Annotated in this window: 20 protein-coding genes; 2 read left to right on the forward strand and 18 right to left on the reverse strand. The window is 55.6% G+C overall.

All coding sequences use genetic code 11. The features are described 5' to 3' along the window. Nucleotides 1-145: 145 nt before the first annotated feature. Entirely contained in the window at nucleotides 146-2,998 is a 2,853-nt protein-coding gene (locus tag PHD44_RS06335; RefSeq protein WP_300189350.1) for a valine--tRNA ligase, read from the reverse strand. Nucleotides 2,999-3,044: 46 nt separating this feature from the next. After that, the gene (locus PHD44_RS06340) at nucleotides 3,045-3,488 is read right to left on the reverse strand and encodes a DNA polymerase III subunit chi (RefSeq protein WP_300189353.1); all 444 of its coding nucleotides are present in this window, start codon (nucleotides 3,486-3,488) and stop codon (nucleotides 3,045-3,047) included. Nucleotides 3,489-3,605: 117 nt separating this feature from the next. Here PHD44_RS06340 and PHD44_RS06345 point away from each other — a divergent pair, with 117 nt between their 5' ends. Beyond that, the gene (locus tag PHD44_RS06345) at nucleotides 3,606-4,571 is read left to right on the forward strand and encodes a lysylphosphatidylglycerol synthase transmembrane domain-containing protein (RefSeq protein WP_300189356.1); all 966 of its coding nucleotides are present in this window, start codon (nucleotides 3,606-3,608) and stop codon (nucleotides 4,569-4,571) included. 65 nt (nucleotides 4,572-4,636) lie between these two features. Beyond that, nucleotides 4,637-4,945, forward strand: coding sequence for an antibiotic biosynthesis monooxygenase (locus tag PHD44_RS06350; RefSeq protein ID WP_300189358.1), 309 nt, complete (start codon nucleotides 4,637-4,639; stop codon nucleotides 4,943-4,945). 101 nt (nucleotides 4,946-5,046) lie between these two features. On the opposite strand, the gene rplI is transcribed toward PHD44_RS06350, so the two are convergent. The 16 genes from rplI to PHD44_RS06430 all read right to left on the reverse strand — a co-directional run bounded on the left by rplI (nucleotide 5,047) and on the right by PHD44_RS06430 (nucleotide 19,634). Next, entirely contained in the window at nucleotides 5,047-5,499 is a 453-nt protein-coding gene (rplI, locus tag PHD44_RS06355; protein WP_300189361.1) for a 50S ribosomal protein L9, read from the reverse strand. Between the two features lie 27 nt (nucleotides 5,500-5,526). Then, entirely contained in the window at nucleotides 5,527-5,751 is a 225-nt protein-coding gene (rpsR, locus tag PHD44_RS06360) for a 30S ribosomal protein S18 (protein WP_012824250.1), read from the reverse strand. Nucleotides 5,752-5,781: 30 nt separating this feature from the next. After that, entirely contained in the window at nucleotides 5,782-6,201 is a 420-nt protein-coding gene (gene rpsF / locus PHD44_RS06365; protein ID WP_290677569.1) for a 30S ribosomal protein S6, read from the reverse strand. 232 nt (nucleotides 6,202-6,433) lie between these two features. Beyond that, nucleotides 6,434-6,826 carry a holo-ACP synthase gene (gene acpS, locus PHD44_RS06370; RefSeq protein ID WP_300189364.1) on the reverse strand — a complete coding sequence of 131 codons (393 nt, stop codon included), beginning with the start codon at nucleotides 6,824-6,826 and terminating at the stop codon, nucleotides 6,434-6,436. 7 nt (nucleotides 6,827-6,833) lie between these two features. After that, nucleotides 6,834-7,586 (reverse strand): pyridoxine 5'-phosphate synthase, encoded by a 753-nt coding sequence (gene pdxJ / locus PHD44_RS06375; protein ID WP_300189367.1) that lies wholly within the window; start codon nucleotides 7,584-7,586, stop codon nucleotides 6,834-6,836. An 82-nt stretch (nucleotides 7,587-7,668) separates the two neighbouring features. Continuing rightward, on the reverse strand, nucleotides 7,669-8,376 hold the full coding sequence (gene recO / locus PHD44_RS06380; RefSeq protein WP_300189370.1) for a DNA repair protein RecO: 708 nt from the start codon (nucleotides 8,374-8,376) through the stop codon (nucleotides 7,669-7,671). Between the two features lie 27 nt (nucleotides 8,377-8,403). Beyond that, on the reverse strand, nucleotides 8,404-9,306 hold the full coding sequence (gene era, locus PHD44_RS06385) for a GTPase Era (RefSeq protein ID WP_300189372.1): 903 nt from the start codon (nucleotides 9,304-9,306) through the stop codon (nucleotides 8,404-8,406). A 24-nt stretch (nucleotides 9,307-9,330) separates the two neighbouring features. Beyond that, nucleotides 9,331-10,062: a ribonuclease III gene (gene rnc / locus PHD44_RS06390; RefSeq protein ID WP_300189375.1), complete on the reverse strand. Its 732-nt coding sequence runs from the start codon at nucleotides 10,060-10,062 to the stop codon at nucleotides 9,331-9,333. After that, a complete protein-coding gene (locus PHD44_RS06395; RefSeq protein ID WP_300189377.1) occupies nucleotides 10,049-10,426 on the reverse strand; it encodes a DUF4845 domain-containing protein in 378 nt (125 codons plus the stop codon). Before PHD44_RS06395 ends, rnc begins: the two co-directional genes overlap by 14 nt. A 37-nt stretch (nucleotides 10,427-10,463) precedes the next feature. Continuing rightward, a complete protein-coding gene (lepB, locus tag PHD44_RS06400; RefSeq protein ID WP_300189380.1) occupies nucleotides 10,464-11,264 on the reverse strand; it encodes a signal peptidase I in 801 nt (266 codons plus the stop codon). Between the two features lie 22 nt (nucleotides 11,265-11,286). Continuing rightward, nucleotides 11,287-13,095 carry a translation elongation factor 4 gene (gene lepA / locus PHD44_RS06405; protein ID WP_300189382.1) on the reverse strand — a complete coding sequence of 603 codons (1,809 nt, stop codon included), beginning with the start codon at nucleotides 13,093-13,095 and terminating at the stop codon, nucleotides 11,287-11,289. Between the two features lie 185 nt (nucleotides 13,096-13,280). Continuing rightward, on the reverse strand, nucleotides 13,281-14,714 hold the full coding sequence (locus PHD44_RS06410; RefSeq protein WP_300189384.1) for a Do family serine endopeptidase: 1,434 nt from the start codon (nucleotides 14,712-14,714) through the stop codon (nucleotides 13,281-13,283). 44 nt (nucleotides 14,715-14,758) lie between these two features. Continuing rightward, nucleotides 14,759-16,072, reverse strand: a complete 1,314-nt coding sequence (locus PHD44_RS06415; protein ID WP_300189419.1) for a homoserine dehydrogenase — start codon at nucleotides 16,070-16,072, stop codon at nucleotides 14,759-14,761. 32 nt (nucleotides 16,073-16,104) lie between these two features. After that, nucleotides 16,105-17,331 (reverse strand): alanine transaminase, encoded by a 1,227-nt coding sequence (alaC, locus tag PHD44_RS06420; RefSeq protein ID WP_300189386.1) that lies wholly within the window; start codon nucleotides 17,329-17,331, stop codon nucleotides 16,105-16,107. Between the two features lie 224 nt (nucleotides 17,332-17,555). Continuing rightward, on the reverse strand, nucleotides 17,556-18,731 hold the full coding sequence (thrC, locus tag PHD44_RS06425) for a threonine synthase (RefSeq protein WP_300189388.1): 1,176 nt from the start codon (nucleotides 18,729-18,731) through the stop codon (nucleotides 17,556-17,558). A gap of 135 nt (nucleotides 18,732-18,866) precedes the next feature. After that, nucleotides 18,867-19,634: an S-methyl-5'-thioinosine phosphorylase gene (locus tag PHD44_RS06430; RefSeq protein WP_300189391.1), complete on the reverse strand. Its 768-nt coding sequence runs from the start codon at nucleotides 19,632-19,634 to the stop codon at nucleotides 18,867-18,869.

Consider the following 19,634-nt stretch of genomic DNA (forward strand, 5'->3'; position numbering starts at 1 on the left):
TTTGAAGAAGCTCTGATCTGTGGCGTGCTCGAATCCAAGCGCTTTTGCGGTCCAGCCATTGGCTTGTCATGCGAGCGGCAGTGTCTGCCTTGCGCACGATGCAGCCATCATTGATAGCTGAAGCGCAGGTGTATTCTCCCCAAGCTCAAAGCCGTTCGATCCGCAGCCGTTGCGCCCGTAATTCCCCAAGGCTGGTTTCGAATTTCTCCGCTCGCTCCCGTTCCTGTGCGACTACCTGCGCCGGGGCACGATCGGCAAAACCCGGTGCATCGAGTTTGTTACGGGATTTGGTCAACTCGGCTTCGGTCTTGGCAATTTCGCGCTCAAGTCGAGCCAATTCCGCTTCCTTGTCGATCAATCCCGCCAGGGGGATGTGGATTTGCAACTCGCCAACCAGTGCCATGGCCGCCTCGGGCACGGTCTCTCCCTCTGCCAATGGGGTAACGCGCCCAATCCGACCGACAGAATTCAGCAAAGCGCCAAACCGCTCAAACCGGGCGATCTCTTCAACGGTGGCATGCGTTACCAGCACGTCGAGCGATTTGCTGGGCGCTATGTCCATTTCGGCACGAATACGGCGCACGCCCAGAATCACATTTTTCAGCCATTCGACCGACTCGATCGCATGGGTATTGATTTTGCGCTCGTCCGCCAAGGGATACGGACGCCCCATGATGCTATCGGTTGACGACACATCCGCCAATACCATCGGTGCCAAGCGCTGCCAGATGGTTTCGGTAATGAACGGGATGATCGGGTGCAGGAGCCGCAAAAGTGCTTCGAGCACGCGCACGAGGGTGCGACGTGTGCCACGCTGAGCGGCTTCATCATCAGCCTTGAGCGCGGGCTTGGTGAACTCGAGATACCAGTCGCAGTATTCATTCCAGGTGAATTCATACAGAGCCTGTGCCGCCAGATCAAAGCGATATTCGGCAAAATGCCTTGCCACTTGTGCCTCGACCTGTTGCAGACGGCCGATAATCCACTCGTCCGCATCGCTCAGGGTCACCGGCGCGTCGGTCAGGCCGGTGTCTTGATCTTCGCATTGCATCATCACAAACCGGCTGGCATTCCACAGCTTGTTGCAGAAATTGCGGTAACCTTCGATGCGCCCGAGATCGAAACGGATGTCCCGCCCCGTGGTCGCCAGTGCGGCAAAGGTAAAGCGCAACGCATCGGTGCCGAAGGCCGGGATACCATTGGGAAATTCCTTGCGCGTGTCTTTTTCGATCTTCGCCGCCATTTTGGGCTGCATGAGGCCCGCGGTGCGTTTGGCAACGAGCGATTCGAGATCGATGCCATCGATCAGGTCGATCGGATCGAGCACGTTGCCCTTGGACTTGGACATTTTCTGTCCCTGCGCATCGCGAATCAGGCCATGCACGTACACTTCACGAAACGGCACGTCACGCATGAAGTACTTGCCCATCATCACCATCCGTGCGACCCAGAAGAAGATGATGTCAAAGCCGGTCACCAAGACGCTTGTGGGATAGAACTGCGCCAGTTCCTGTGTGTGCTGCGGCCAACCCAAGGTTGAAAACGGCCAGAGCGCGGAGGAGAACCAGGTGTCGAGCACATCGTTGTCCTGCGACAGAATCACCGTGCCTTCCAGATCGTATTTCGCCCTAACCTCGGCTTCGTTTCGCCCGACATACACCTTGCCCGATTCGTCATACCACGCCGGAATACGGTGGCCCCACCAGATCTGGCGGCTGATGCACCAGTCCTGAATGTTCTCAAGCCATTGGTAATAGGTATTCGACCAGTTTTCCGGCACGAATTTGATGTCACCGCCACGCACCGCGTCCAGGGCCGGGCGCGTAATGGCGGCCAGTCCGCCCGGACGACCATCTTCCTGTGTTTCGCGGGTGAGATCGACGAACCATTGGTCGGTCAACATCGGTTCAATCACCGCGCCACTGCGGTCGCCACGGGGCACCATGAGCTTGTGATCGTCGATCTTTTCCAGCAAATCGAGTTCTTTAAGATCGTGAATAATACGATCACGAGCTTCATAGCGATCCAGCCCCGCATAATGGGCTGGCAAGGCGCCCTCTTCTTCACCACCGATGATTTCCGGCAGTTCGCGAATCCGCGCATCGATGGTCAGCACATTGATTTTGGGCAGGCTGTGTCGTTGTCCGACGGCATAGTCGTTGAAATCGTGCGCGGGGGTGATTTTCACGCAGCCCGAGCCGAAGGCCGGATCGACGTAATCATCCGCAATGATCGGTATTTCACGGCCTACCAGCGGCAAGGTAATGGTCTTGCCAATCAGATGCTGGTAGCGCTCGTCTTCCGGATGTACGGCCACGGCGGTGTCACCCAACATGGTTTCAGGACGGGTCGTGGCGACAATCAAGTTGCCGCTGCCATCGGTCAGCGGGTATCGCAGATGCCAAAGGTGGCCGGTTTCCTCTTCGCTGATAACCTCCAAATCCGAAACGGCGGTATGCAGCACCGGGTCCCAGTTCACCAGCCGTTTGCCACGATAAATCAGACCATCCTCATACAAGCGCACAAAGACTTCACGCACCGCCTCGGACAAACCCTCATCCATCGTGAACCGCTCGCGCGACCAGTCGCAGGAGGCACCCAGGCGCTTCATCTGTTCGGTGATGAATCCACCCGATTCGGCTTTCCATTGCCACACCCGTTCGGTGAATGCCTCGCGGCCGAGATCATGCCGTGTCTTGCCTTCGGCCTCGAGTTGACGCTCCACCACCATTTGCGTGGCAATACCCGCATGATCGGTACCCGGCTGCCAGAGCGTGCGATCACCCTGCATCCGATGTACACGGGTGAGCATGTCCATCAGGGTATCCTGAAACGCATGGCCCATATGCAGGCGCCCCGTCACATTCGGTGGCGGCAGCATGATGCAGTAACTCGGTGCGTCGGCAGGCAGACTGGCATCGGGAGCAAAGTAGCCGCCCGCTTGCCAGCGCGCGTAACAAGGAGCTTCGATCTCGGCGGGATTGTAGGTTTTTTCCATTTTTATCATCAACTTAAATTATATATATTCGTACGGGGTTACGCGCTCAACGATCGTCACGCGGCACCTGGGCAATCTGCCGGTGAACGGGTTTGGTCCCTGTGGCTTGATACGCGCGCCAGCGTGCGCGGGCGGCATCCCGATTGGCGGGATTGGCATCAACAAGTTCATCCAGTTGAACGCGTTCGGCAACGCGCTCGATGGGTTTGCCGGAAAGATTGATCACATAATCAAAACCACCAGCCGCCACATCCACGCCCAGGAAAATCGGTGCGTGGGCGATATCTTCAGGGTCAGCCGTGTGCGGCACGAAGGCGTCGGGTTTGTAGCCCCATAAATAATCGTCAAAACTTTCCACATGCGCGAGATTGGCGCAGACAACATAGGTCATGTGCCCCGCTTCGGCCGCCTCAGCGCACAGTTCCGCCGCATAAAACCAGAAAGCCTCGGTGTCCGGATCATCGATCAGATGGAAAATCACGGCACTCATTCAATCGCCCCCTCGAGCACTCATTTAAAGACAGACACCACAACCACGCCCGGCGAGTATGACGGACGAACAGTGAGCGCGTATTATGCCCAATCCAGCCTTCTCTCGCAGCGCCACATGACTTCATCTGCACAATCATCCATTTCGCCCCGACTCAAAATGCTGCTTGCATGGGTTCTGGTGCTCGCGGTTCTGACCGGAGTGGTTGCCTGGATCGGGCCGGACAGACTGCTCGCACCCTGGCGCCTGATCTCCCTACCCGCACTCGGCATTGCCCTGATCCTGATGGTATTAAGCTATGCGCTGCGTGCCCTGCGTATTCAGAGATACTTTATCCACGAATTGCGTGGCCAATTCTGGCCCACACTGAAATTATCCACCTGGCACATCCTGCTGAACAATTTTCTGCCCATGAGAACAGGGGAAATCAGCTTCCCGATCCTGATGCAACGGTATTTCACCCTGCCCGCGTCCCGCACCGTACCGGTACTGCTCTGGTTTCGGCTACTCGATCTTCAGGCAATCGTTCTGCTCGGGTTGCTGGCTGCGATATGGGGCATGGGATTGCCGGATGCGTGGGCGATCCTCGTAATCATCCTCGTACCGGCTCCCGTGTTGATCTTCCTGGCCCGCCATCGCGTACGTCGAGTCATCGCAGCCCGCCCGGATGGCAAATGGCGAGGCCTTCTGCTCGGCAGTGTGGACAGCCTACCCCAATCCATCGCTCATTTCCTGGCCACACTCGGCTGGACCTGGGCAAACTGGCTGATAAAGCTTCTGACGCTGGCATGGGTTCTGTCCCATGTCGCCCAGCTGGGTCTGGCGGCCGCACTTGCAGGTGCCATTGGCGGCGATCTGACCACCGTCTTGCCCATCCATGCCCCCGGCGGATTTGGTACGTTTGAGGCAGGTGTCGTGCTTGCCCTGCAGCCTTTTGGTCTGGATGCGACGAGCGCACTGGCGGCAGCAGTCAATCTTCACCTGTTCGTGTTGGGTTCATCCCTGCTCGCGGCACTGATGGTTCTGCTCATCAAAGTACCCGGTCAAACCGGACAGGAAAGGGAACCGAGGCAAGATTTTTGACTCTACCTTCGGATTGAACCCCGTTGATTTCAATAATCGCCCTCAATAGTCAAGGAGCAAATCTGATGTATGTAGTCGCCAACCGAGTCCCCGTTGCCGCCGAATGGCACGATGCGTTTGAAGAACGTTTTCGCGCACGTGCCGGACAGGTCGATCTCCAACCCGGTTTTGTCCGTATGGAAATCCTGCGGCCCGATTCCGAAGACGGCGTCTATGTCGTTCTGACGCACTGGCAGGATAAGGCTTCATTTGAGAACTGGGTGGGCAGCGCGGATTTCAAGATCGCGCACCAGAATCCCTTGCCGAAGGAGGCATTTACGGGGCCGGGTAAGCTCGAACGTCACACGGCCATCATTGTCAGCGAAAAGATCTGAGCGCACGCTCTCCTCTCTTCGAAAAAACAACACGGATATTCCAGACGAAAAAAACCCCGCGTCGTCCGCGGGGTTTTTTGTGCGTTCAGCGAAATGCTCGCTTATTCTTCGCCGACCACGACCACTTTGATGATTGCATTGACATCAGTGTGCAGGTGTACAGGCACTTCGAATTCACCCACAGAGCGCAAGGCACCCGCAGACAAGCGCACTTGACGCTTTTCGATAGTCACGCCGTAGGCAGAAGACACGGCTTGTGCAATTTCAATCGTGCCGACAGAACCGAACAGCTTGCCTTCCGCGCCCGCTTTCACAGGGATGGTGACCATGGCTTCGGCCAGTTTCTCGGCTTGCGCCACAGCGGCGGCCAGTTCAGCGGCAGCCTGGCTTTCGAGTTCAGCGCGGCGGGCTTCAAACTCGGCCATGTTGGCCTTTGTTGCGGCCTTCGCTTTACCGTATGGAATAAGGAAGTTACGCGCATAACCGGCACGTACATTGACGATATCGCCCAAGGTGCCGAGGTTTTCGACTTTATTCAACAAAATAACTTGCATGATGTGTTCCTATACAGGTCGAACCGATCAGTGACGATCAGTGTAGGGCAGCAACGCGAGGAAGCGGGCACGCTTGATCGCAGTCTGGAGTTGACGCTGATAACGGGCAGCCGTACCGGTGACGCGCGCAGGCACAATCTTGCCGGTTTCGGTGAGGTATTGTTTCAAGGTATCGAGATCTTTGTAATCGATCTGTTTGACATTTTCGGCGGTGAATCGGCAAAAACGCTTACGACGGAAAAAACGTGACATGGTGTAATCCCCTAAACTGGTAAAGCTGGCTTATTCGCTTGCTTCGATTTGTTCTTCTTGATCTTCGTCATCGCGATCAAAACGGCCTGAATCCTGCTCGTCATCACGGCGACGTGGACGGCGCTCGTTATCACGCTCACGCATGATGATGGACGGCTCGGTCTCGGCTGCTTCCATACGGCTGGTCAGGTGGCGCAGAACGGCATCGTTGAAACGGAACGCTTCTTCGAGCTCGGCAATTGCGGCCTGAGACGCTTCAACGTTCATCATCACATAATGTGCTTTGACGAGCTTGTTGATGGGGTAGGCCAGTTGACGACGGCCCCAGTCTTCCAGACGGTGAACGGTGCCACCGGATGTTTCGATGATGCCGCGATAGCGTTCGATCATGGCGGGGACTTGTTCGCTTTGATCCGGGTGGACCATGAACACGATTTCATAGTGACGCATAATTGACTCCTGTGGATGGATAAAAAAGCAGCCTGCCGTATGCGCAACGGTCAGGCAGGAGAAACGAGGCGCGGATTATACGGGGTTTCTTGACCCATAACAACGGCCGCAGCCTTAAATGGAGTAGATCGGGAACTAATGCGCCAGATTCGCTCAAGGATCTCGCCGTCAATCTTGCCCGCACCTGAAGTCAAGTGTTATGCACGCATGGGCATAGGGATACAAGAGCGACTCATCGATCCCCGCCCTCGATGACCACAAATGCCAGCGCATGTGATCGTTCATCGCTGATGCTCAAATGCACCCGCACTGCCCCGATCTCATCCAGACGTTGTTGCGCCAGGCCGCTAAAAATAAGTTCAGGTGCGCCACGTGCGTTATGAATGGTCTGAATATCATGCAGGGAAATACCGCCGCTAAAGCCGGTGCCCAGCGCTTTGACGGCCGCTTCCTTGGCAGCAAACCGTTTGGCCAGCCAAGCTGTAAATCGAGGCGAGTCACTCACCGGTGCGGCCACCCGCTCCGATACGCCCAGAATTCGATGGACCAGACGATCGCCATGCCGGGCATAACTTTGCGCCAGACGTTCAATCTCCACCAAATCGGTGCCAATGCCAAGAATCATGAAACAATCAGCCCATCCGGGCTTCGCGCATCAACTTTTTCATGTCCGCAACCGCTTGGGGCAACCCGGTAAAAATCGAGCGGGCGATGATGGCGTGCCCGATGTTCAATTCCTCTATCTGGGGAATGGCCGCAATCGCCTGCACATTGTGGTAATGCAGCCCGTGGCCCGCATTGACTTGCAAGCCGACATCAGTCGCATCCCGTGCCGAACGGATGATATCGTTCAAAATCTGCTTTTGACCAGCGTCATCACGTGAGTCGGCATAATGACCGGTATGCAATTCGATGACGGGCGCCTCGCAGGCCACGGCCGCATCGATCTGGCGTGGATCGGCATCAATGAATAGTGACACACGAATGCCTGCCGCCCGCAACCGGTCACAAGCAGAATGGATGCGGTCAATTTGACCGGCCACATCCAATCCGCCTTCTGTCGTCAGCTCTTCGCGTTTTTCCGGCACCAGGCAGCAATCATGCGGTTGGACAAGACACGCAAACTCGATCATCTCTTCGGTTACCGCCATCTCGAGGTTCATGCGTGTTTGCAACATCTCACGCAGACGCAAAACGTCACGATCCTGGATATGTCGGCGATCTTCGCGCAAATGTAACGTGATACTGTCCGCACCCGCCTGTTCCGCCAGCAACGCGGCATGAACCGGATCCGGATAGGTGGTTCCCCTCGCCTGCCGCAAGGTGGCAACATGGTCGATATTCAGACCCAGAAGTGGTCGCAGCGCGGTCAGACGATTGGTCATAAATGTGTATCCCTTTTAACTGAAGTTTTAGGAGCAATTGCCCAAGTAATTTAATGAAGTTCGGTTACTGCGGGCGCAGGTGTTATTCGCCTTCGCCCGGTTGGGGCTGGCTCCGCCACAACGCTCTACTGTGAAACGGAGCCGATCCAACATGAGGCGCCAGCAGGCTTTGGAGCAGGTCGCGAGCCTGACGACGATCTGCCGCATCACCGAGTGCCTGATTTTCAGCAATGGCCTTCAAGACATTGCCTGCCACAGGATACCCTCGCCCCCGTTGTTGCAGAATCCCCTCTTCGGGAGCCAACCAGTACATCGCCTGCGGGTCAATCGACTCCTGGGTATCGGCAGTCAATTGCCAATCAATCCCTACACCCAGTTCTGCCAGCAAGTCACGCTCGAAGCCGCGCACCACCATACCAAAATCGACAGCTTGTCCAGTCAACTCGGCCAGATGCCGTGCATAAATATCAAACAATACCGGCGCTGGCTCATGGCGATGTAACGCGCGCATCAGCAATTCATTCAGATAGAATCCGACGGCAAGTGACTGACCATGCAGGATGTGCGCATACCCTGCCGGCTCGATCTGCGTGGCTGTTTTCATGTCACCACGACCCGCCAGCATCATCTGCAGGCATTGAAAAGCCATCGGTCTGAGCGGGGATTTCTTGCCACGGGTTCGCGCGCCGCGTTGATACGTGGTGAGTCGACCGAAGTCCTCAGTAAACCACTCGACCAGCAGGCTGGTATCCCGCCAGGGGCGCGTATGCAGCACAAAAGCACGGGTCATATCCACCGGTCCAAAACGTGCACCGGATTACTCGGGCAGCTGATAACCAAGCGACTGGACCGCACGCTCGTCATCCGCCCAGTCCGCTCTCACCCGAACCCATAATCGCAGCATGACTCTGGTCTGCAACATCTGCTCGAGATCATGCCGGGCCAAGCTGCCGATGTCTTTGAGTTTCTTGCCGCCAGAACCAATGACAATACCCTTCTGACTATCACGCGCTACATAAATGACCGCGTCGATTTCTGTCAGCTCCGGCTCCTCGCTGAATCGCTCGATCAGTACAGTGGTTTTGTAGGGCAATTCGTCGTGCAGTAAGCGCGCCATTTTTTCGCGAATGATCTCGGATGCCATGAATCTTGTGGTGATCGTGGTCACTTCATCCGGATCGTACATCGGCTCGCCCTGAGGCAGGTGCTTGAATATCAAATCAAGCAAGCCGTCAAATCCCCGGTCACGTCGCGCGGACAGGGGATAAAGCGCCAAAAAATCAAAGCGCGCCTGCATCTGGGCCAAAAAGGGGAAAAGTGCTGTCTTATCTGACAACAGATCGATCTTGTTGATCAGCAGGATCGTCGGCAGGCCGGATTGCCGGATCAATTCCAGCACACCGGCATCTTCTTCATTGAATCGACCGGATTGAACGACGAACAGCACCAGATCCACATCGTCGAACCCACTACGGGCCGTGCGATTGAGTTGGCGATTGAGCGCATCACTGCCGCCCTGATGAATGCCGGGGGTATCAACGAACACAATCTGCCCACGCGGTTCACTCAGAATTCCGGTTATCCGATGTCGCGTCGTTTGCGGCTTGGGCGCTGTGATGCTGATTTTCTGCCCGACCAGACGGTTGAGCAGGCTGGATTTACCGACATTCGGTCGACCGACAATCGCTACCTGACCGAACCGGTGAACAGCTGTTTCCATATTTGATGTGATTTTGGGCTCCATTTACTGCCCCGACCCGGTGAACTTCTGCTGCCTCAGGGTGAGCGCTTCATACATCGACTCAGCTGCCGCTTGCTCCGCCTTACGCCGGGAACTGCCACGCCCAACGGCTTTCTGCTGCGTGTCACTCAAACGACAGGTCACCTCAAACACTTGCTTATGTGCCTGCCCACTGATCTTTGTCACCTCGTAGGATGGCAATTCACGCTTGCTGCCTTGCAACCATTCCTGTAAACGGGTTTTCGGGTCCTTGAGGCTTGCGGCATCGGGCAGGTCTTTCAGCATGCGTTCAAACAGGCGTACCAGCAATGCCTGAGCAACCTCAAAACCCTGATCGAGATATACGGCCCCGATCGTGGCTTCGAGTGCATCCGCGAGAATCGAGTCGCGGCGAAAGCCTCCGCTTTTCAGTTCGCCCGGCCCGAGAACCAAATAACGCCCCAAATCCAGCTCCCGCGCAATGACGGCCAGACTTTCCTCTCGCACAAGACTTGCACGCCAGCGCGAAAGTTCACCTTCCGTTGCCTTTGAATGAATTGTGTAGAGTTGGTGGGCAATCACCAGATTGAGTACGGCATCACCCAGAAATTCCAGGCGTTCGTTATTCAAGTTGCCGGCCGAGCGATGGCGCAGTGCCATCTCAAGTAGCTCGGGGTTGGTGAAGGCGATACCGATGTGCTGCGCCAGCTTCTCCGGCGCAGCCACAAGCGGGTTGCCCGACTTAAGGACTGACATTCACTGAATGCGTAAAGGATGCCACCACCGCCAGGTTACCGACGATATCTGCGCGACCGTCATAATCGTAAGTCACTTTGTATCCATTACCGAATGGCGTGATTTTGAAATCTTTGGAGGTAATGTTATCGATTTCATTGATATCAAGTTGCTTATCGATCGTACTCCGAATCTGCATCGGATCACCATGAAAGCTCTGAAGCTGTTTAAAAATGCTACTGATTTTCTGGTCGGTCAGATAAAGCGGCACCACTTTCATCAAAAGTATGGCCAGAAAAAAGGCAATAAAGGCGTACATAATCAGGCCAATCAGGGTCATACCCGATTGGTGACGACGACTGGCGGTACTGTGATCAAGCTTCATGCAACTGTCCCTCTTCCATTAATCAAAACCAAAAAAATCAATGAATGCCCATACCGATACGGCTGGCGTCAAATTTGCCGTCTTTCCAGTCCCAATGCAACCAAATCATGAAGGCTTTGCCCACCAGATTGGCTTCGGGCACAAAACCCCAATAACGGCTGTCGTTACTGTTGTCACGATTGTCACCCATCATAAAATATTCGTGGGGCGGCACAACCCACTCGCCGTTCTTTTCGTATCCATCCTTTTCGAACAGCACGTCATGCTCGACGCCCAGCAGATTTTCCCGATAGACCGAGGCACCGGCCATGCGCATGCCATCGTCCCCAGGGTAGACGCCAACATAAGTTTCGGGAATAGGCGTGCCGTTCACCCAGAGCTTATTGCCCTCGACGCGGATATGATCACCCGGAACGCCGATTACCCGTTTGATGTAATCGACTTTCGGATCATTGGGATAACGGAACACCGCAATATCACCCCGCTTCGGTTCCCAGGTTGGCAGTATCTTGGTATCCAGCACCGGCAGTCGCAAGCCATAACTGAATTTATTGACCAAAATAAAATCCCCCACCAGCAAGGTCGGCATCAGCGAACCCGAGGGAATACGGAATGGCTCGACAATGAACGAACGCACGACCAGAACCACAAGGAGAATAGGGAAAAAGGAACGGGCATAATCGACCAGCAGGGGTTCGTGAAGCACAACCGGCGCACCATCGGCAACCACACCCGTAGCCGCACGGCGGACACGCGCCTTTTTGAAAAACAGGCTATCAGTCAACCAGATCAAGCCCGAAATCAGGGTAGCCAGCACCAGTATCAATGTAAAATCCAAAATCACTCTCCCCGAGTCGGTGTTATTTGTTGGCATCCATTTGCAAAACAGCCAGGAATGCCTCTTGTGGCACCTCGACCTGACCGATTTGCTTCATGCGTTTCTTGCCTTTCTTTTGCTTATCGAGCAACTTGCGTTTTCGGGAGACATCCCCGCCATAGCACTTGGCCAGCACGTTCTTGCGCAGAGCCTTTACCGTGCTGCGCGCAATGATCTTGGCACCGATGGCCGCCTGAACCGCTACTTCGAACATCTGCTGCGGAATGAGTTCCTTGAGCTTCTCGGATAAATCCCGGCCCCGGCTTTGAGCGATGCTGCGATGCACGATCAACGACAGCGCATCGACGATTTCGCCATTGATCAGCATGTCCATTTTAACGAGATCGGCATCCTGGAAGCGGACAAACTTGTAATCGAACGAGGCATAGCCCCGGCTCACCGATTTGAGCCGGTCGAAGAAATCGAGCACCACTTCGCCCAGCGGTAACTCGAAAACAAGCGTGACCTGCTTGCCCGCGTAACTCAGATTTTTCTGTACGCCACGTTTCTCAATGCAAAGCCCGATGACCGCGCCGACGTACTCATCGGGGCAGAAAATGCTTGCCTCAATTATTGGCTCACGCAGTTCCTTGATATTACTCACATTAGGGAGCTGGGCGGGGTTGTGAATTCGATAGGTCGAACCATCGTTTTCTACAATTTCATACACAACCGTCGGCGCGGTGGTAATGAGATCGAGGTCATACTCGCGCTCCAAGCGTTCCTGCACGATCTCCATGTGCAACAAACCGAGGAATCCGCAGCGAAAGCCGAATCCAAGTGCCTGCGAAACTTCAGGCTCGAAATGCAGCGCTGCGTCATTCAGGCGCAACTTGCGCAGGGCTTCGCGCAGATTTTCGTAGTCTTCACCCTCGACAGGATACAAACCGGAAAATACCCTTGGCTGCATTTCCTTGAAGCCGGGCAAGGCTGCCGTGGCGCCATTTTCGGCGTCCGTCAGGGTATCACCGACCTTCGCCGAATCGATATTCTTGATCCCGGCGATCACAAACCCCACATCACCGGCATAAAGACCCTCGCGCGCGAGCGTTTTGGGCGTGAATACTCCCACTTTTTCGACCTGAAAAATATCCCCAGTACCCATGGCCTTGATTTTGCGTTTCGGCAGGATTGCCCCGTCGATGACACGCACCAGCGCGACTACGCCGACATAGTTGTCAAACCAGGAATCGATGATCAGCGCCTTGAGCGGACCTTCTTCATTACCGACGGGCGCCGGAATCTCCTCGATCAGGCGTTCGAGCACATCTTCGATACCCACCCCGGTTTTGGCGGAAGTGAGGACAGCGTGCTCTGCATCGATACCAATGACATCCTCGATTTCCTGCTTGACGCGCTCGGGCTCGGCCGACGGCAGATCAATCTTGTTCAAGACAGGCACGACGGTGAGACCAAGATCGATGGCCGTATAGCAGTTGGCAACCGATTGCGCCTCAACGCCCTGTGAGGCATCAACCACCAGCAACGCACCCTCGCAAGCCGCCAGTGAGCGCGAAACTTCATACGAGAAATCCACGTGCCCGGGTGTATCGATGAAATTCAGACGGTAGACCTTACCACTGCGGGAGGTGTAGTCGAGCGATACACTCTGCGCCTTAATGGTGATACCGCGCTCCCGCTCGATATCCATGGAGTCAAGCACCTGCACATCCATTTCACGCGCGCTCAAGCCACCGCACAACTGAATAATGCGGTCAGACAGGGTGGATTTACCGTGGTCAATGTGGGCGATAATCGAAAAATTACGAATCAGCGAGAGCCGTTCGGACATGGTTCTACTCAATAGTTTTTAAAAGGCGCACCGCGACGGGGCGCTCATGAAAATCCAGATACCGGTGAAAATGCTTCATACACGACACATACACCGCAAAGCGGCGAAGTATAACCGATTCGGCCAATTTTACTCGGCGCCTTGCAACCAAGAAGCCTCATGCCACCATCTCTCATTAACGCCCATCAGTCGGCCTGAAGCGAGATGGCCACGTAATGCTGTTGGTCGCCACGGCGCATGAGAACCGCATTGGGCCTGTCCTTGCGGGCTGACTCGAAGGCTTTCTGCGCAGCGTCCAGGGAATTCAATGCGCGCTGATTCAGCGTGAGCAGGACATCCTGAGCCGCCAGCCCCGCTTTTGCGGCCGGGCTGTCGGGCTCAACGGCCTTGACACGGATCGTGCCGCCATCGTCCGTCAAAAGCAGGCCGAAATCTTCCACAATCAGGTCATGAGATTTCATCGACTGAACCTGCCTCGGTGCATGTTGAGGCAATGCAGCCAGCTTTATTGAAATGTTGCGCGCCTTACCTTTCGTGAGCACCTCGAGGCGCACGTCGCTTCCCGGTGGGAGCACGCCGATGGTTTGCGGCAAGTCGGCAGATTCGGTAATCGGGTGGCCATTGGCAGCGATAATAATATCGCCCGGTTGCAGCGCGGATTGCTCGGCAGGTGACCCTGAAACGAATCCGGTCACCAATGCACCCTTGGCCCGGTCAAGACCCATGGCTTGTGCCATTTCACGGTTCAGGGATTGAATCTGAACCCCCAGAAAACCACGATTAACCGCACCGTGCTGCTTTAATTGTTCCACCACCTGCAGGGCGTAATTGATCGGTATGGAGAATGACAGGCCATTGTAAGCACCAGATTCCGTGAGAATCTGCGCATTGATGCCAATAACCTCACCCTGGACGTTGAACAATGGGCCACCTGAGCTTCCCGGATTGATGGCGACATCGGTCTGCAAATACGGTACATACCGCTGATTGTCATCGCCCGGCAGTGATCGCCCCTTGGCGCTGACAACACCGGCCGTGACGGAATGATCAAACCCGAAAGGTGAACCGATCGCCACCGCCCATTGCCCGGGTTTGACTTGGTCGGAATTACCGATTCTGACGGGCTTGAGCCCTTTGGCATCAATCTTGAGCAGTGCTATATCACCGGCCTTATCGCTACCCAGAACCTTTGCCTTAAGTTCACGACCATCCGCCAGCCGAACGTAAATTTGTGATGCGCCATCGATCACATGCTCGTTGGTTACGATTTCACCATTTTGACTCAGGACGAATCCCGAACCGCTACTTGATTCAGGCTCGAGTGGCGGTGTTGGCTCCTGAGGCGCCGATCCACCGGGCGCCTGACCATTGAAACCGAAAAACTGACGGAAGAAATCATTGAGTTCGCTGTTATTCCCGCCTTGATTCGGGGTATCCGGCATGGCCGCCAACGGGACAATGGCGCTCACATTGACCACGGAGGCATTATTGGCCGCAACCAAGGCGGAAAAGTCAGGTAAACCGGTGACTTGTGCTTCTGACTTTTGGTCATCACAAGCCGCGAGCGAGAAAGCCACGACCAAGACAAGGGCCGACCAGGACAATCGACGAAAAGCCATAAGAGAAAATAACAATGCATTCACCGTAATGGGTACCCAGGATTTCAACTGACCAGTGATTCAACCCGAAGGCGAACTATGGGCGCGCAGACTTCGCCGAGTGCCTGAAGCGACTCGATGGCAGCATTCATTATGGCCTCTCGCATCGGGTGCGTCAGCAGCACAATGGGCAAATGCAAGGTTTCGTTACTTGCCTCTTTCTGAATCATCGCTTCGATATTGATGCCGAAATCAGCCAGGGTGCGGGCGATATTGGCCAGAACACCCGGTTGATCCAGTACGGTCAAGCGAAGGTAGTAGCCGGTTTGAATTTCATCCATTGGCAGGATGGGAAGATCAGTCACCTGATCGGGCACCACGGCCAGATGGGGCACGCGGTGATTCGGATCGGCCGTTAATGTGCGCGCCACATCCACCAGATCGGCCACGACGGCAGAAGCGGTCGGATCAGCCCCTGCGCCCGCACCGTAGTACAACGTAGGGCCCACCGCATCACCCCAGACCAGAACGGCGTTCTTGACGCCATCGACGTTGGCCAGTAACCGGCGCTCGGGGATCAGGGTTGGATGCACCCGCATCTCGACGCCATTTTCGTGCCGCCGGGCAAAGCCGAGGTGCTTGATTTGATAGCCCAACTCGCGCGCGTAACGAACGTCTTCGGTTTTGAGTGTGCTGATTCCCTCGGTGTAGACACCGTCGAATTTAAGCGGCATGCCAAAGGCGATCGCCGCCAGAATCGATAGTTTGTGCGCCGCATCGATGCCTTCGACGTCGAACGTCGGATCGGCTTCGGCGTAACCCAGCTTCTGCGCTTCGGCGAGCACATCACTGAAACTGCGACCCTCATCACGCATGGCCGTAAGGATGAAATTACCGGTGCCATTGATGATGCCGGCAAGCCATTCGATCCGGTTGCCCGCCAAGCCTTCACGGATGGCCTTGATAATCGGAATGCCGCCCGCCACCGCCGCCTCGAATGCCACGACGGTGCCCTTGGCCTGCGCCAGAGCGAATAGTTCGTTGCCCTCGTGGGCAATCAGCGCCTTATTGGCGGTAATGACCGGTTTGCCCAGCTCAAGCGCGCGACGAATCAACATGCTGGCCGGTGTCATGCCGCCCATGACTTCGATAATGACGTCGACATTCGGATTTTCGACGACATCCATCGGGTTGGTGGTCAGCAGAATCCCGTCAAGAGGACAAATACGCGGGGCACCCAGATTACGGGCCGAGGCATGAATCACATCGATGCGTCGCCCGGAACGACGTGCAATATCTTCCGCATTGCGCGTCAGAACGTTGACCACGCCGCCGCCCACCGTGCCCAGACCCAACAAACCGACACGCAACGGCGGCAGCGCGATATCGGCATTCGTCACTTCGCCCACACTCATTTGCGTGACTCCGACTGCTTATCCGCAAGCTCTGCCCGGCGAAGCTCTTCTTTGCGGAACATGGCTTTGATTCCACGAATCGCCTGGCGGGTGCGGTGCTCGTTTTCAATCAGGCCGAAACGGACATGATCATCGCCGTACTCACCAAAACCGATCCCCGGTGAAACGGCCACCTTGGCTTCTGCCAACAGATGCTTGGTGAATTCAAGTGACTTCATGTGCGAGAACTGCTCGGGTATTTTCGCCCAGACGAACATCGTCGCTTTTGGAATGGCCACATCCCAACCCGCAGAGATCAAGCCCTCACAGAGCACATCACGGCGGCGCTGATACATGTCACTGATTTCCTTGACACAAGTCTGGTCGCCTTCCAGTGCCAGAATCGCCGCCACCTGAATCGGGGTGAAGGTGCCGTAATCGAAATAGGATTTGATCCGGGCCAGTGCATTGACGAGCGTCGGATTGCCCACCATGAAGCCCACCCGCCAGCCGGGCATGTTGTAGCTTTTGGACAAGGTGAAAAACTCCACCGCAATGTCCTTGGCGCCGGGCACTTCCATGATCGACGGTGCACGATAACCATCGAACACGATGTCGGCATAAGCCAGATCATGCACGATCCAGATACCGGCTTCCTTGCAGATGGCCACCACTTTCTCGAAAAAATCCAGCTCGACACATTGTGTCGTCGGGTTGGCCGGAAAGTTGAGAATCAGCATCTTCGGCTTGGGGTAAGTTTCCTTGATCGCACGATCAAGCTCTTCGAAGAAATCGACATCGGGCGTGAGCCGCACATGCCGGATATCCGCATCGGCGATAATGCTGCCGTAAGGATGGATCGGGTACGCCGGATTGGGCACGAGTACCGTATCGCCCGCCGACATGGTCGCCATGGCAAGATGCCCTAAACCCTCTTTGGAGCCGATGGTGACAATCGCTTCCTTTTCCGGATCGATGTCGACGTCGTAACGCGTCTTGTACCAGTTCGCAATGGCTCTTCGCAGGCGCGGAATGCCTTTGGATTGCGAGTAACGGTGCGTGTCACCCCGACGGACGGCTTCAACCATTTTCTCGACAATATGCGGCGGCGTCGGTTGATCGGGATTCCCCATGCCAAAGTCGATGATATCTTCCCCGGCCGCTCGCGCCTTCGCCTTCAATTCTCCAATAATATTAAACACGTAGGGTGGAAGGCGATTGATGCGGGCGAATTGGTCGTTCACGATAGTCCTGCTAGATCAAAAAAAGAGTGTAGAAGAGAAAGGCTTGAGTCACTCAAGCGGGTATCAGCCCAAACGAGTTCCGCCAAACGGGTTCTGTAAGGGTACAGCGAATCCGGTACTAAATAACCCATCGCCCAAGCAAAAAGCCCAAGCAAAAAACCAGGCGCAAGGGTCAACAATAAATAGCGCCACCAACCGTGTCAATTTGTGACACGGTCGTGATATTACATAAAGCCGAGGATTGCGCTACGCACCGAATCCAGATTGGCATCAATGGTCAACATCCGGGCTTTTTCCACATCGCCCTGTGCACTCTGGCACTGGGCAATCGCGGTATCCGGATCTTTCATGCCATTGCCGGTCAGGGTCAAGACCACGCTGGAACCTTCAGGGATCTTTCCTGCCTTGATGTCATTGATCAGGCCCGCCAGCGAAGCGGCTGAAGCCGGTTCGCAGAAAATTCCTTCATACATGGTCAACATGCGTTGGGCAGCCAGAATTTCGGTGTCGGTGACTTCTGCGAACCAGCCACCGGACTCGCTCATAACCTTCCATGCACGATCCCAGCTTTGCGGATGACCGATGCGGATCGCCGTGGCGACGGTTTCGGGTTGATCGACCATCGCGCCGCGAATGAACGGTGCCGAACCCGACGCTTGATAACCGACCATTTTAGGACGATTGCTGCAGACCGCGCCTTTGACAAATTTGCAGTTGCCTTCACAGAACGCGCAGGATTCCGTGAGATTGTCACCGTGTGATGCAGAACTTTCGCAGTAACCGATCCAATGCGCCGTGATGTTGCCCGCGTTGCCAACCGGCAGGCAGTGGTAATCCGGCGCACGACCCAGTTCTTCAATGATTTCGAATGCGGCTGTTTTCTGGCCTTGCAGGCGGAACGGGTTGACCGAGTTCACGATGGTGACCGGCGCATGGTCAGCGACTTCCTTGACCAGCCGCATCCCATCATCGAAATTGCCGCGAATCTGCAATGTGGTGGCTCCGTACATCATCGCCTGTGCCAGCTTGCCCATGGCGATCTTGCCGTCAGGGATCAAGACAAATGCCGTGATGCCTGCCCGCGCGGCATAGGCCGCGGCAGAAGCCGAGGTATTGCCGGTTGAGGCGCAAATGACCGCTTTGGAACCGGCTTCAACCGCTTTGGTCACCGCCATGGTCATGCCGCGATCCTTGAAGGAACCCGTCGGATTCAAACCTTCGTATTTGACGTAGATATCGAGTGAGCGACCAAGCACCCGCGGGATATTGTTCAGCCGAATCAAGGGCGTGTTGCCTTCACCGAGACTGATAACCGGGGTGGTATCAGAGACGGGAAGACGATCTCGATAGCGGTCGATCAAACCGCTATAGCGTTGAGCTGGGCGTTGCGCTTGCGACATGGGAAAAGATTCTCGGTTTAGGTAAAACGAACCCTGGGTACGCCGCCTTACGAGCAGCACGGGCAATAGATGGAAAACAGGGTGAGCATTTTACGCATCATTACCGGTTTTTGCATCGTGCGAATGAAAGCAGGATTACTCATCCTCTGCACAGACCGCACAATCACGTGTTTGCAGCAGATGAACAAACAATCGCCGGACATCGCGCATGGCCGCACTGATGGTCTGGCTGACGAAATGCAAATCGACCGGCCCGCCGCCGTTTTTGCCGGCAGCCCGATTGCCGATCACGTTCAGGCTCGCGTAGCGCATGTCGCACTCGCGCGCCAGCACCGCTTCGGGCATACCCGTCATGCCCACCACGTCACAACCGTCTTGCTCGAAGCGACGAATCTCTGCGGCCGTTTCAAACCGCGGGCCTTGCGTCGCGCCATAGGTTCCGCCGTCGATCAAGGGAATTTCCAGCGCCATTCCCGCACGCAGCAAACCTTCACGCAGCGGTTGATGATAGGGATAACTGAAATCGACGTGGGTCACGGATTCGAGATCCGATTCGAAGAAGGTACTTGGCCGCCCCCAGGTGTAATCGATGATCTGATCCGGTACACAAAGCGTGCCCGGCTGCATTTGTTCCGTGATTCCGCCTACCGACGAAACGGCCAGAACATGTTTGACGCCAAGTTCGCGCAGCGCCCACATGTTTGCCAGGTAATTGATGGCGTGCGGCGGGATTCGGTGGTTGTAACCATGCCGGGGCAGGAACACGACATCACAACCGGCCAGACGGCCGATCGTCAGTGGCCCGGAGGGTTCGCCGAACGGTGTAGAAATCACCTGATGCCGAAGGATTTCCAGACCCTCCAGTTCACTCAACCCGGTGCCGCCTATGATCGCCAGTTGCAT

It is taken from the genome of Halothiobacillus sp., from assembly GCF_028710545.1.
Taxonomy (GTDB): Bacteria; Pseudomonadota; Gammaproteobacteria; order Halothiobacillales; family Halothiobacillaceae; genus Halothiobacillus.

Coding starts and splice junctions, on each gene's coding strand:
- pdxJ (WP_300189367.1), bottom strand. CDS start 7,586: ATGACCAATCGTCTGACCGCGCTGCGACCACTTCTGGGTCTGAATATC.
- PHD44_RS06350 (WP_300189358.1), top strand. CDS start 4,637: ATGTATGTAGTCGCCAACCGAGTCCCCGTTGCCGCCGAATGGCACGAT.
- PHD44_RS06340 (WP_300189353.1), bottom strand. CDS start 3,488: ATGAGTGCCGTGATTTTCCATCTGATCGATGATCCGGACACCGAGGCT.
- PHD44_RS06335 (WP_300189350.1), bottom strand. CDS start 2,998: ATGGAAAAAACCTACAATCCCGCCGAGATCGAAGCTCCTTGTTACGCG.
- lepA (WP_300189382.1), bottom strand. CDS start 13,095: ATGTCCGAACGGCTCTCGCTGATTCGTAATTTTTCGATTATCGCCCAC.
- rpsF (WP_290677569.1), bottom strand. CDS start 6,201: ATGCGTCACTATGAAATCGTGTTCATGGTCCACCCGGATCAAAGCGAA.
- rnc (WP_300189375.1), bottom strand. CDS start 10,062: ATGTCAGTCCTTAAGTCGGGCAACCCGCTTGTGGCTGCGCCGGAGAAG.
- rplI (WP_300189361.1), bottom strand. CDS start 5,499: ATGCAAGTTATTTTGTTGAATAAAGTCGAAAACCTCGGCACCTTGGGC.
- era (WP_300189372.1), bottom strand. CDS start 9,306: ATGGAAACAGCTGTTCACCGGTTCGGTCAGGTAGCGATTGTCGGTCGA.
- rpsR (WP_012824250.1), bottom strand. CDS start 5,751: ATGTCACGTTTTTTCCGTCGTAAGCGTTTTTGCCGATTCACCGCCGAA.
- recO (WP_300189370.1), bottom strand. CDS start 8,376: ATGACCCGTGCTTTTGTGCTGCATACGCGCCCCTGGCGGGATACCAGC.
- acpS (WP_300189364.1), bottom strand. CDS start 6,826: ATGATTCTTGGCATTGGCACCGATTTGGTGGAGATTGAACGTCTGGCG.
- PHD44_RS06430 (WP_300189391.1), bottom strand. CDS start 19,634: ATGCAACTGGCGATCATAGGCGGCACCGGGTTGAGTGAACTGGAGGGT.
- PHD44_RS06395 (WP_300189377.1), bottom strand. CDS start 10,426: ATGAAGCTTGATCACAGTACCGCCAGTCGTCGTCACCAATCGGGTATG.
- thrC (WP_300189388.1), bottom strand. CDS start 18,731: ATGTCGCAAGCGCAACGCCCAGCTCAACGCTATAGCGGTTTGATCGAC.
- PHD44_RS06345 (WP_300189356.1), top strand. CDS start 3,606: ATGACTTCATCTGCACAATCATCCATTTCGCCCCGACTCAAAATGCTG.
- PHD44_RS06410 (WP_300189384.1), bottom strand. CDS start 14,714: ATGGCTTTTCGTCGATTGTCCTGGTCGGCCCTTGTCTTGGTCGTGGCT.